Annotated in this window: 12 protein-coding genes and 1 tRNA gene; 1 reads left to right on the forward strand and 12 read right to left on the reverse strand. The window is 68.0% G+C overall.

The genetic code is table 11. The features are described from left to right. Positions 1 to 132: 132 nt before the first annotated feature. A complete protein-coding gene (rodA, locus tag BUB20358_RS17800; protein WP_035971529.1) occupies positions 133 to 1,281 on the forward strand; it encodes a rod shape-determining protein RodA in 1,149 nt (382 codons plus the stop codon). Between the two features lie 123 nt (positions 1,282 to 1,404). Here rodA and BUB20358_RS17805 read toward each other — a convergent pair whose 3' ends face one another. From BUB20358_RS17805 to BUB20358_RS17860, 12 genes are all read right to left on the reverse strand, one after another. Further along, positions 1,405 to 2,175 carry a tetratricopeptide repeat protein gene (locus tag BUB20358_RS17805; protein WP_035971528.1) on the reverse strand — a complete coding sequence of 257 codons (771 nt, stop codon included), beginning with the start codon at positions 2,173 to 2,175 and terminating at the stop codon, positions 1,405 to 1,407. Next, positions 2,172 to 2,957 carry an HpcH/HpaI aldolase family protein gene (locus tag BUB20358_RS17810; protein ID WP_035971527.1) on the reverse strand — a complete coding sequence of 262 codons (786 nt, stop codon included), beginning with the start codon at positions 2,955 to 2,957 and terminating at the stop codon, positions 2,172 to 2,174. The genes BUB20358_RS17805 and BUB20358_RS17810 overlap by 4 nt, the downstream gene beginning before the upstream one ends. Positions 2,958 to 3,198: 241 nt before the next feature. Beyond that, the gene (gene queD, locus BUB20358_RS17815; RefSeq protein ID WP_035971526.1) at positions 3,199 to 3,651 is read right to left on the reverse strand and encodes a 6-carboxytetrahydropterin synthase QueD; all 453 of its coding nucleotides are present in this window, start codon (positions 3,649 to 3,651) and stop codon (positions 3,199 to 3,201) included. Positions 3,652 to 3,669: 18 nt separating this feature from the next. After that, positions 3,670 to 4,302 (reverse strand): 7-carboxy-7-deazaguanine synthase, encoded by a 633-nt coding sequence (gene queE, locus BUB20358_RS17820; RefSeq protein ID WP_035971525.1) that lies wholly within the window; start codon positions 4,300 to 4,302, stop codon positions 3,670 to 3,672. Between the two features lie 72 nt (positions 4,303 to 4,374). After that, the gene (gene queC / locus BUB20358_RS17825; RefSeq protein WP_035971524.1) at positions 4,375 to 5,109 is read right to left on the reverse strand and encodes a 7-cyano-7-deazaguanine synthase QueC; all 735 of its coding nucleotides are present in this window, start codon (positions 5,107 to 5,109) and stop codon (positions 4,375 to 4,377) included. Positions 5,110 to 5,446: 337 nt separating this feature from the next. Further along, positions 5,447 to 5,522, reverse strand: a tRNA-Phe gene (locus BUB20358_RS17830). A 61-nt stretch (positions 5,523 to 5,583) separates the two neighbouring features. Beyond that, positions 5,584 to 6,285 carry a response regulator transcription factor EsaR gene (gene esaR, locus BUB20358_RS17835; RefSeq protein ID WP_035971523.1) on the reverse strand — a complete coding sequence of 234 codons (702 nt, stop codon included), beginning with the start codon at positions 6,283 to 6,285 and terminating at the stop codon, positions 5,584 to 5,586. After that, positions 6,286 to 8,715 (reverse strand): sensor histidine kinase EsaS, encoded by a 2,430-nt coding sequence (esaS, locus tag BUB20358_RS17840; protein WP_035971521.1) that lies wholly within the window; start codon positions 8,713 to 8,715, stop codon positions 6,286 to 6,288. It lies immediately after the preceding gene. After that, a complete protein-coding gene (locus tag BUB20358_RS17845) occupies positions 8,705 to 9,250 on the reverse strand; it encodes a DUF4390 domain-containing protein (RefSeq protein ID WP_249181827.1) in 546 nt (181 codons plus the stop codon). The genes esaS and BUB20358_RS17845 overlap by 11 nt, the downstream gene beginning before the upstream one ends. Before the next feature lie 41 nt (positions 9,251 to 9,291). Next, positions 9,292 to 10,695, reverse strand: coding sequence for a 16S rRNA (cytosine(967)-C(5))-methyltransferase RsmB (rsmB, locus tag BUB20358_RS17850; protein WP_035973232.1), 1,404 nt, complete (start codon positions 10,693 to 10,695; stop codon positions 9,292 to 9,294). A gap of 208 nt (positions 10,696 to 10,903) precedes the next feature. Continuing rightward, positions 10,904 to 11,761: a zinc metalloprotease HtpX gene (gene htpX, locus BUB20358_RS17855; RefSeq protein ID WP_035971520.1), complete on the reverse strand. Its 858-nt coding sequence runs from the start codon at positions 11,759 to 11,761 to the stop codon at positions 10,904 to 10,906. 96 nt (positions 11,762 to 11,857) lie between these two features. After that, entirely contained in the window at positions 11,858 to 12,499 is a 642-nt protein-coding gene (locus tag BUB20358_RS17860) for a LysE family translocator (protein WP_035971519.1), read from the reverse strand. Positions 12,500 to 12,524: the final 25 nt, after the last annotated feature.

The following is a 12,524-nucleotide window of genomic DNA, read 5'->3' on the forward strand; positions in this document are numbered from 1 at the left end:
GGCCGGCGACGACCCGCGCAAATCCACGCCGGACGGGCAGCCGCTCGCGGCCGGGCCGCGCGACGACGACCACCGTGCGACGGCCGCCGCGAACGCGGCGGACGCCGGCGCCGCTCATTGACGGAGAAAGGCATGCAATTCGACAAGCGCGCCTGGCTCGACAAGATCAAGCAGATGTTCGCGGGCTTCGACCGCCCGCTCGCCCTCATCGTGTTCCTGCTGCTGTGCGTGGGCATCGTCACGCTGTACAGCGCGAGCATCGACGTGCCGGGCCGGGTCGAGGACCAGCTGCGCAACATCCTGCTGACGTTCGTGCTGATGTGGGTGATCGCGAACATCCCGCCGACGACGCTGATGCGCTTCGCGGTCCCGCTCTATTCGTTCGGGGTCGCGCTGCTGATCGCGGTCGCGCTGTTCGGCATGACGAAGAAGGGCGCGAAGCGCTGGCTGAACGTCGGCGTCGTGATCCAGCCGTCCGAGATCCTGAAGATCGCGACGCCGCTGATGCTCGCGTGGTACTACCAGCGCCGCGAAGGCGGATTGCGCTGGTACGACTTCATCGCCGCGTTCGGCATCCTGCTCGTGCCGGTCGGGCTGATCGCGAAGCAGCCCGACCTCGGCACCGGGCTGCTCGTGTTCGCGGCCGGCTTCTTCGTGATCTATCTGGCCGGGCTGTCGTTCAAGCTGATCGTGCCGGTGCTCGTCGCGGGCGTGATCGCGGTCGGCTCGATCGCCGTATTCGAAGCGCGCATCTGCCAGCCCGAAGTGCAGTGGCCGCTGATGCACGACTACCAGAAGCACCGCGTGTGCACGCTGCTCGATCCGACGTCCGACCCGCTCGGCAAGGGCTTCCACACGATCCAGGCGGTGATCGCGATCGGCTCGGGCGGCGTGCTCGGCAAGGGCTATCTGAAAGGCACGCAGGCGCACCTCGAATTCATTCCGGAGAAGCACACCGACTTCATCTTCGCGGTGTTCTCCGAGGAATGGGGGCTCGTCGGCGGCCTCGTGCTGCTGACGCTGTACATGGCGCTGATCGCGCGCGGGCTCTACATCGCCGCGCAGGGCGCGACACTGTTCGGCCGGCTGCTCGCGGGTTCGCTCACGCTCGGGTTCTTCGTCTATGCATTCGTCAACATCGGGATGGTGAGCGGCGTGCTGCCGGTGGTCGGCGTGCCGCTGCCGTTCATGAGCTACGGCGGCACCGCGCTCACGACGCTCGGCATCGCGATCGGCATGATCATGAGCGTCGGCCGGCAGCGGCGATTGATGAAGAGCTGAGCGCGCGGCATACGGCCGCTTCGGCCACCACGGATGACGGCGCGTCGACGGCGCCGTGGTTCGTTGCGCGCGGCAAACGACGTGCGCATCCCGCGCGATGCACCGGCCGCGCGCCCGGCTCGCTCACTGCGGCGCCGTGCGCGGCGCGGCCCGCTCCGCTGCGGTGCCCGACGCCGGCGCCTGCAGCCGCGCGCTCAGCTCCTTGAATTTCAGCTCGGCCGTTTCGTCGCCCTGCGCGGCCGCGGCCGCGTAATACGCGCGGGCGATGTTCAGGTTCTGCGCGACGCCGTCGCCGCCGCGCTCGTAGAACGACGCCGTCACGTACTGCGCGGTCGGCTCTCCCGCATCGGCCGCCTGCTTGTACCAGACGAACGCCTGCCGGTTGTCGCGCCGCGTGCCGCGGCCGTCGAGGAACTGGTTCGCGAGCGACAGCGCGGCCTGCACGTGCCCCTGCTTCGCCGCGCGCAGGAACCAGCGATGCGCTTCGACCGGATTGCGCGCGACGAACTCGCCGTCGTCGAACATCCGCCCGTACACGTACTGCGCATGCGACATGTTCGCGTCGGCCGCGCGCTTCAGCCAGCGCAACCCTTCGTCGACGTTCGCGGTCACGCCGACGCCGGTCAGCAGCATCATCGCGTAGTTGAACTGCGCGAGCCGGTCGCCGCGCTCCGCGGCGTCGTGGAACTGCACGAGCGCCGCGCGATAGTCGCCGGCGTTGTAGTCGGCGACGGCCGACTGCGTCTCGTGCGCGGGATCGGGCTTCGCGCGCGGCGCGCCCTGCGCGGCGGCCGCGGCCACGCACGCGGCCCACAAGCCGCACGCGATGCCGATCCGCGCGAACGCGCCGCTCGCACGGGCGGCATATAGGCAATCCGCATCGTCGTCGTTCATGACCGCACCTCCTGCAGCGCCTGCCGCGTCGCGCGCAACAGCCACGTGACGTCGGCCGACAGCGTGATCATCCGGTAGCCGGCCTCGCGGTACTGGCGGGCAGCCGCCGTGTCGCCGGCGAAGATGCCGATCGCGACGCCGGCCTGCTTGCCGGCCGCGAGCACGCGCGCGATCGCGTTTTCGACGTCCGGATGGCGGATGTCGCCGAGATGCCCGAGGCTCGCCGCGAGATCCGCCGGCCCGACGAACACGCAGTCGACGCCGGGCGTCGCCGCGATCCGCTCGACTTCGTCGACGCCGCGCGCGGACTCGACCTGCACGATCACCGCGACCTGCGCATTGGCCGTCTGCAGGTAATCGCGGCGCATCCCGAACGCCGCCGCGCGCACCATGCTCGCGACGCCGCGCAGCCCGTCCGGCGTTTCCGGCGACGGGAACCGCGTGAGCCGCACCGCGTGCGCGGCCTCGTCGGCCGTCTCGATGCAAGGAAACATCAGCGTACGGGCGCCCGCGTCGAGCGCCCGCTTCACGAGCCACGGCTCGCGCGCCGGCACGCGCACGACCGGCTCGCTCGGCAGATGCGCGGCGGCCAGCGCGCGCAGCTGCGACGCGACGTCGCGACTGTCGTTCGGCGCATGCTCCATGTCGATGCAGAGCCAGTCGTAGCCGGCATGCGCGAGCGCTTCCGCCGCCGAGTCGCTGCCGAGCGACAGCCACAGGCCGTACAGCGGCTCGTCGCCGTCGTGCAGACGTTGTTTGAGGGAATTGGTCAGCGTGCTCATCGATACGGCCTCCGGGCGGACAGGCAATCGAACGGAACAGGCAACGGGGACGGCCGCCGGAGCGGACGGCAGCGGCCGCGGGCGGGCGGCAGCGGCCGCGGGCGGGCGGCTTGACGACGCCACGCAGCGATCATAGCGCGCCGTCGGGCGGTGTGCGGGGAAGAGTCGGGGAAGCGGCGCCGGATCCGACGCCGCTAAGCAAGCCGATCCCGCGCGGCGCGCGCGGGCCGGCGAAGCGGCGTCAGCGGCCGGGTTCGCGCTCGACGTCGGCCCAGCAGTTCGGCGTCTCGTACAAACGCACGCGCTCGAGCCGCAGGTTCACGCCGTAATGCGCGTCGTACACGTTCGCGAGGATGTCGAACGCGATCGCCGCCAGGTTCTCGACGGTCGGAATCCGGTCGAGCACGACGGTCTTGTGGTCGGCCATCTGCTCGAGGAACGAACGCACGACCTCGTCGCGCGCATAGACCAGAAACGCGTGGTCCCACTTGCTGACGAGATGCTCGACCGCGAGCGCCTTCACGTCGGCGAAATCCATCACCATCCCGCGGTCGGGCGCGCCCTCGGTATCGACGAGATCGCCGCGCAGCGTGACTTCGAGCACGTATCGATGGCCGTGCAGGTTCCGGCACTGGCTGCGGTGATCGGGAATGCGGTGGCCCGCGTCGAATTCGAGTTTTCGGGTAATCAGCACGATGTCAAAAGCCGGGGCTCAGGGAATGTTCAGATATTTGTGGGTTTGCATCGACAGGCGCCACTGCGGATGGCGCTTGCACCAGTCGATCGCGAGCTTCGTGTTCAGGTCGCGCGACGGGCCGTCCATCGGCTGCACCAGAAAATACTCGAAGTCGAGCTTCGCGTAATCGGCGAGCCGCTGGTTGTCCTGCGGAATCACGACCTTCAGCTCGTTGCCCTTCGTGACGACGAGCGGCGCATCGGCCTTCGGGCTCACGCAGATCCAGTCGATCGAATCGAGCACCGGCAGCGAGCCGTTGGTCTCGATCGCGATCTCGAAGCCGGCCGCATGCAATGCATCGACGAGCGGCTGATCGAGCTGCAGCATCGGCTCGCCGCCGGTGCACACGACGAAGCGGTGCGCTTCGCCGTCCGGCCACAGTGCGGCGATCGCCGCGGCGAGCGACGCCGCGTCCTTGAACTTGCCGCCGTTCTCGCCGTCGGTGCCGACGAAGTCGGTGTCGCAGAAGCGGCATACGGCATCCGCGCGATCCTCCTCGCGGCCCGACCACAGATTGCAGCCGGCGAACCGGCAGAACACGGCCGGCCGGCCCGCGTTCGCGCCCTCGCCCTGCAACGTGTAGAAAATTTCCTTGACCGCGTAAGTCATCGTCCTTCGTCCGGCTCGCGCCGCTCGTTGTCGATCAGAATGATTTCGGCAAGCGCCGCCCGCGCATCCGCATCACAGCGGTGCTTCGGTCACGCGCTCGCCCTTCAGGTATGCGTCGTAGCCGCGCTTGCGCAGCTTGCATGCCGGGCATTCGCCGCAGCCGAAGCCCCAGTCGTGCAGCTCCGCACGCTCGCCGACATAGCAGGTGTGCGTCTCGACGCGGATCAGTTCGACCAGCGCTTGGCCGCCGAGCTGTTCGGCGAGCTGCCAGGTCTGCGCCTTGTCGAGCCACATCAGCGGCGTCTCGAGCACGATGCGCGTGTCCATCCCGAGGTTCAGCGCGACCTGCAGCGCCTTCATCGTGTCGTCGCGGCAGTCCGGGTAGCCGGAGAAATCGGTCTCGCACATCCCGCCGACCAGCACGCGCAGCCCGCGCCGATACGCGATCGCCGCGGCGATCGTCATGAACAGCAGGTTGCGGCCCGGCACGAACGTGTTCGGCAGCCCGTTCGCTGCCGTCTCGATCTCGATCGCGCGCGTCATCGCGGTGTCGCTGATCGCGCCGAGCACCGACAGGTCGATCATGTGGTCGTCGCCGAGCCGGCCTGCCCATGCGGGAAACTGACGCTTCAGCGCGTCGCGCACGCCTTCGCGACATTCGAGCTCGACACGATGGCGCTGGCCGTAATCGAAGCCGAGCGTCTCGACCGTCTGGTAGCGCTCGAGCGCCCACGCCACGCACGTGGCCGAGTCCTGCCCGCCGGAAAACAACACGAGCGCGCCGTCTTTAGCGTCTTTCCGAATCACCGTGATACTCCGTGAATGTGTAGGCTCGCGTCGCGCTGCGTTCCGGGGCCGACTGCCGCCGGCCGGCCCGACGCGTGCCGGCCTGCGCCGGCTCGGCCAGTATAGGCAGCGCGTTCGGCAGCGAACGCGGCGTCGCGCTTATACCGGCCATCGCGCGGCAGCCGCGCCGCGCGCCGCGGCCTTCGCATGGGCCGCGCTGGCATGCGCATCAAGCGATACGCTAAGTCATTGAGCGGGCACGGATTTTATCACGCCGCCGGAAAGGCTGCCGGGCGCCGCGATGCCCGCCACAAACGAAAAACCCCGAGAATCTGACGATTCTCGGGGTTGGAACTGCTGGTGGCCTGGGGCGGAATCGAACCACCGACACGCGGATTTTCAATCCGCTGCTCTACCAACTGAGCTACCGGGCCAACGAAGAAACGAGAGTATAGCGACGTTTACGGGGGTGCTCAAGCCCTTTTGCGAAATTTTTTACGCGGCGCCTTCGGACGGCTTCTTGCCGAGTTCGACGCCGAGTTGCTTGAGCTTGCGATACAGATGCGTGCGCTCGAGGCCGGTTTTCTCCGCGACGCGCGTCATGCTGCCGTTTTCGCGCGCGAGGTGATATTCGAAGTACGCGCGCTCGAACGCATCGCGCGCTTCGCGCAACGGAATGTCGAACGGAATCGCGGCCGTCTGGCCGGCGAGGCCGAGCGCGGCCGCCATGTCGTCGCCGATCGTCGGCAGCGCGGCCGCCGACGCGACCGCCGCGGGACCGGCAGCCTGACCGGCGCCCGCCTTCGCCGCCGCATTCACGGACACCGGCGCCGCGCCGCGTGCGAGACCGTGCTCGACCGCCTTCAGTAGCTTCTGCAGCGCGATCGGCTTCTCGAGGAAATCGAGCGCGCCGATCTTCGTCGCCTCGACCGCCGTGTCGATCGTCGCATGCCCCGACATCATGATCACCGGCATCGTCAGCAAGCCCTGCGCCGCCCATTCCTTGAGCAGCGTGACGCCGTCGGTGTCGGGCATCCAGATATCGAGCAGCACGAGATCGGGCGCCTGATTCAGCCGGTATTCCCGCGCAGCCTGCGCGTTCTCCGCCGCCTCGACGACATGTCCTTCATCGCTGAGGATCTCCGAGAGCAATTCCCGGATGCCCATTTCATCATCTACCACCAGGATGGTTGCCATTTACGCTGCCTTTGTCTGCACACTTGCTTTTGTCTTCGCCGGAGCCGGTCGATCGGGAGACGCTCCGTCCTGCGCGCCGTGTTCGCTGCCCGGCGTATCGCTCGCCATCTGCAGGAACAGGATCGATACCTGCGCGCCCTCGACCTTCTCGCCGTGCATGCGGTTGCGCAGATCGATCCGCGCGCCATGCTCGTCGACGATTTTCTTCACCGTGGCGAGCCCGAGCCCCGTGCCCTTCGCCTTCGTCGTCACGTAAGGCTCGAACGCGCGGGTCAGGATGCGCGCCGGAAAACCGGGCCCGTTGTCGGATACGGTCAGACGTACCGCGACGCGCGTTTTGCCCTCGGCGTCGGGATCGCCATATTCTACTGTCTTGGTTTCGATCAACACACGCGGATGCGCGCTCTCCGCGACCGAATCCTGCGCGTTCTGCAGCAGGTTGTGAATCACCTGGCGCAGCTGCGTCGCGTCTCCGCGAATCACCGGCAGCGACGGCGCGAGCTCCGCGACGATCGGGCTCTTGCCTTCGCCGACGCCGTACAGCCCGAGCACCTCGCTCGCGAGATCGTTCAGCTGCAGGTTCGTCAGCACCGCCGGCGGCGTGCGCGCGTATTCGCGGAAATCGTCGACCATCCGCTTCATCGCGGCGACCTGGTTCACGATCATCGTCGCGCCGCGCTTGAGCACTTCCGCGTCGTGCGGAGCCAGCTTGTCGGACAGCTTCATCTGCAAGCGCTCGGCCGACAGCTGGATCGGCGTCAGCGGATTCTTGATTTCGTGCGCGAGCCGGCGCGCGACTTCACCCCACGCGACCGAGCGCTGCGCGGAAATCACGTCGGAGATGTCGTCGAACACGACGACGTAGCCGGACGTCTGCGGATCGTCGGCTTCGCCCTCGACCGTCGATACCAGCCGCGTGCCGCGCACGAGCAGCGTCAGCGGATCGGCTTCGCCCGGCACCTCGACCGCGAACTGCTGCTGCCAGTGGCCGCGATCGCCGCCGCCACCGTCGGACGCCGCCTCGCGATCGGCGAACGCCTTGCGCACCATCGCGCCGAATTCCGCGACGACGCCGATCCGGTCGAGCGCGGTGCCGATCAGCGAATTGAACGGCTGCCGGAAGATCCGCTCGGCGCCGCGATTCGCGGTCGTGAGCCGGAACTGGCGGTCGAGCACGAACACGCCGGCCGTCAGGTTCGCGAGAATGCTTTCGAGATACGTCTTCGAATGCTCGAGCGCGATCCGGTTCTTCTCGACCGCGAGCCGCGCCTCGGACAACTGGCGCGTCATCGCGTTGAACGACTGCGTGAGGAAGCCGAGCTCGTCGCGCGTCTTGATCTCGCGCTTGGGCGTGTAGTCGCCTTCGGCGACTTCCTTCGTGCCCTGCGCGAGCAGGAACAGCGGCCGCGCGAGCTGCTGACCGAGCGCGAGCGCGAGCATCATCGCGATGAACGTCGCGAGGAACAGCGCGAGCGTCAGCGTGCCGATGTACATCTTGCGCAGGCCCGTGCGGCCGAGCGACTTTTCCTGGTACTCGCGATACGCGCGCTGCACCGCGTCCGCGTTGTGCGCGAGCGTCGGCGGCACCGGCTGCGTGAGCTGCAGGAACCGCTCCGCCGGCTGCAGCAGCGACGTCGTCGCGTCCGGAATCGGCCGCACGACGCGCAGCCGCAGCGCGCCCTTCGCGCCGTGCGCACGCGGATCGCCGTCGACTTCGCCCTCGATCGCCGCATACGCGCCGTGTTCGCGGGCCTGGCTCAGCATCAGCGGCGTCGGCAGATCGTCGGGGATCAGCGCAGAGAAATTGCCCGACGCCTGCGCGACGATATGCAGGTCCGGCGCCGCACCCGAGCCGCTGCGGCTCGGCTCGACGATCGTCGCGTCCTGTACGCCGAACTGGTCGCGCAGACGCAGCAGCGTGAGCGTCGTGCCGTTCGTGTTCGCGTCGACGCTCGCGAGCTGATCCGACATCAGCCGCGCCTTCGTCTGCAGATCGGACAGCGACGCGTCGAGCATCCCGCGGCCGAGGTTCAGGCCGGCCGTCAGCGCGGTCTCGACGTTCACGTCGAACCACGACTCGATGCTGCGCGACACGAACTGATACGACACGATGTAGATGATCCCGCCCGGCACCACGCCGACGAGCGCGAAGAACACCGCGAGCTTCGCGAGCAGCCGCGTGCCGAATTTGCCCTTCCTCAGCCGCACGACGATCATCCCGATCAGCCCGAGCACCACGAGCAGGAACACGAGCGCGACGACGATGTTCATCGCGTACAGCCACGAGTAGTAGCGGTCGAAGAATTCGGTGTTCGCGCTCGCGGCCGCGAGCAGCACGAGCAGCAGCAGCGCGGTCAGCGCGACGGTCGACACGATCACGCGAATGAGGAGGCTCTTCCCGCTGGCCGCGCGGCGCACTTTATTTAGCACGTTCGGTCACCGTGAAGTTGAAGCGCTTCCAGTCGGAACCGAGCGTCCAGTCGCGGTTGTTCACCGCGTCGACCTGGAACGGCTTCGGCATCAGCGCGGTGTCGAGCTGCATCCGCACCGACGCCGTATAGGTTTCGCCGGCGCGCACCTGGTTGCGGTCGATCACGTGCCACGACGTGATGTGCTTGACGACCGCGAGCGCGTCCTTCAGCGTGCCGAAGCCGAGCTGCAGGCCGCCGGTCGACACGCGGTACTCGCGCGTGAGCGGCTGGAACGACAGGCGAATCGTCTGCGACACCGACACGGGCTGCTCGTCGAACCAGTACCAGCGCGCGCGGCTCAGCTCGAAGTCGGTCGTGAAGTACAGCGGAATGCCTTTGTTGACGGCATCCTCGAGGTTCGGATTGAGTTCGAAATCGAAGCGGGCGTCGAGGCTCCAGCCGTTTCCGTCTGCCTGCAGCGACGCACGCTGCACGGCGATCGATTCGGCGTGCGCGGGCCGAATGACGGCCAGGCACAGCGTCAATGCGGCCATCAGGACGGCCGCGAGCCGAAGTGGAAAAAGGTGTTGGGTCGTCACCGTTTCTGAAACCGCGCGTAGAAGAATCCGTCGTGATCGGTGTTCGGGCCGGAGGCGCCGGTAGTCGCCGCCCGGTGCGCCGCGCCGGGAGCGGCGCTCGGCAGCAGCTGGCCGGGCGCGTCCAATCGTACCGCATCTTCACAGGCCGCTTCAAACCAGCGCGCCTGCGATTCGCCTTCCTCCGGAAAGATCGAGCACGTGACGTACAGCAGTTCGCCGCCCGGCTTCACGAGCGGCCACAGCGCCGACAGGATGCGGCGCTGCTCCGCGACGAGCGCCGGGATGTCGGTTGCGCGGCGCAGCCAGCGGATGTCGGGATGCCGGCGCACGATGCCCGATGCCGAACACGGCACGTCGGCCAGAATCCGGTCGAACGGGCGACCGTCGTACCAGGTGTCGGGTGCGCCCGCATCGCCGACGCGCACCTCCGCGTCGAGCGACAGGCGAGCAAGGTTCTCGCCGATGCGCGCCGCACGGTTTGCATCGCTCTCGAGCGCGACGACTTCGGCATCGGCCAGTTCGAGGATGTGGCCGGTCTTGCCGCCCGGTGCCGCGCACGCGTCGAGCACGCGCATGCCGTCGCGCACGTCGAGCCATTCGGCCGCGAGCTGCGCGCCGGCATCCTGCACCGATACGATGCCGTCAGCGAAACCGGGAATGCGGTCGACCGGCAGCGCCGATGCGAGCCGCACTGCATGACGACCGATTGCGGCCGCTTCGATTCCGCTTGCGTGCAGTGTGTCGAGATACGCATCGACGCTCGTGCGACGTGCGTTTACGCGCAGCGTCAGCGGGCCCTGGCGCTCGCCGGCCGCCAGGATCGCCTGCCATGCATCGGGCCACGCGTGCTTCACTGCGTCGATCCACCACGCCCGGTAATTCCAGCGCGCGACAGGATCGTCCTGCATCGCCGCAACGATCGCATCGCGCTCGCGCAGGAAACGACGCAGCACCGCGTTGACCATTCCCTTCGCGAACGCGCATTCGCGGCGTGCGGCGGTCGCGGTGACGGCCTGATCGACGACGGTGAACGGCGGATACGCGGCCTCGTCGGGCGCGTCGAGCAGCAGCGCGAGCGCGCCGGCGAGCACTCCATGCACGTGGGCTGGCGGCGCCTTGCTGACGAGCTTGCCGATCAGCCAGTCGACGCTGCCGAGGCGGCGCATCGTCCGATACGCGACGTCCTGCGTCGCACCGCGCGCGAGCGGCTGCGCGCCGGACGGCATCTGCGCGAACACGGCGGAAAGCGCGGCCGGCAGCGCGGTGCCGCGTCGCACCGCGTCGACCGCCTGCGCGGCCGCGTCCAGCGCGAAGCCGAGCGAATCGGGCGCCACGTGCAGCGCGGACAGGCGCGCCGGGCGGCCGGATGAAGATGGGGCGGTGGAACGGGTTCGTGTCATCGGAGCGAGATCGGCAAACGGGCGCGGCAGGCGGCGGAGCCCGGCAACGCGCAGCTGCCGCGCTGCCGGACCGCGCATTGTAGCGTGCGGCCCATGCGCCCCCGTTACGGACCTCGCAAGTGAGCGTGCAAATGAAACACCCCGCAGCGCGAAACATGCGGGGTGCCGAGTCGGGCGCGGCGCGGCGATCGCCGCGCGACGCTGCCGGTCAGTCGAAGCGGCCGGTGCGCGCCATCTCCATCAGGCGCGCGATGCGCTCTTCGGTGGCCGGGTGCGTGGAGAACAGATTCTGCAGGCCGCCGCCGTGCAGCGGGTTCATGATCATCATCTGCGCGGTGGCCGGGTGCGCTTCCGCCGCCAGGAACGGAATGCCGGCCGCATAGCGATGAATCTTGTCGAGCGCAGTCGCGAGCGCCTGCGGGTCGCCGGAAATCTGCGCGCCGCCGCGGTCGGCCTCGAACTCGCGCGCACGCGAAATCGCCATCTGAATCAGTGCGCCTGCAATCGGCGCGAGCAGCGCGACGGCAATGCCCGCGATCGGGTTGACCGGCCGGCCGTTCTCGTCGCGGCCGCCGAAGAACATCGCGAAGTTCGCGAGCGCCGAAATTGCGCCCGCCATCGTCGCGGTGATCGTCGAGATCAGAATGTCGCGATGCTTCACGTGGGCCAGCTCGTGCGCCATCACGCCGCGCATCTCGCGCTCGGACAGCACGCGCAGGATGCCGGTCGTCGCGGCAACGGCCGCATGCTCGGGATTGCGTCCGGTGGCAAACGCGTTCGGCGCATCCTCGTTGATCAGATAGACGCGCGGCATCGGCAGGTTCGCTCGCGTCGCGAGTTCGCGCACCATCCGGTAGAACTGCGGCGCGGTGGTCTCGTCGACTTCCTGCGCGTTGTACATGCGCAGCACCATCTTGTCGGAGAACCAGTACGAGAAGAAATTCATGCCGAGCGCGAACAGCAGCGCGATCGTCATGCCGCGCGAACCGCCGATCATCCCGCCGATCACGATGAACAGGGCCGTGATCGCGGCCATCAGCATCGCCGTTTTGACCCAATTGAACATACCCACTCCTTATCCGGGGACTTGCCGCGCATCATCCCGCGCGGCGGCAAATTGTAAGCGATTTGTTAGATAAGGGCGCGCCGGAAAAATTCAATCTCAGCGTTGCGACGTGGCGAGCCGCAGGCCGAGCCCGACGAACGCGCTGCCGACGGTGCGATCGAGCCATTTCTTGACGCCCGGCTTGCCGGAAAAGCGGCGCGTCACGCTGCCCGCGATCCATGCGATCAGGCTGTTCCAGATTGTGCTCATCACAACGAACACGGCGCCGAGGGTCAGGAACGCGAGCGCCTTGTGCGGACTGTCGGCCGATACGAACTGCGGGAAGAACGACACGAAGAACAATACGACCTTCGGATTCAGCACGTTCGTCCAGAAGCCCTGCAGGAACAACTGGCGAAGCGGCTTGGCGGGCGCCGCCTGCGTCGCGCCGGCGCCCGTCGGCACGTCGGTGTGCTTCGCGACGATCATCCGCACGCCGAGGTAGATCAGATACGCGGCACCCACCAGCTTGATGACGGTGAACGCAGCAGCCGACGCCGCGAGCAGCGCAGTCAGCCCGAACGCGCACGCAAGCGCATGCACGCAGCAGCCGGCCGAAATGCCGAGCGCCGACATCAGGCCCGCGCCGCGGCCTTGCGCGACGCTGCGGCCGACGATGTACGCCGTGTCGGGCCCCGGCGTGACGTTCAGCAGGAAAACCGCGAGCAGGAAGAAACCGAAATGGGTAATGCCCAGCATGACAACCTCGAGATCTGAGAGCGCC

The sequence above is a fragment of the Burkholderia dolosa genome, assembly GCF_902499135.1.
Classification (GTDB): domain Bacteria; phylum Pseudomonadota; class Gammaproteobacteria; order Burkholderiales; family Burkholderiaceae; genus Burkholderia; species Burkholderia dolosa.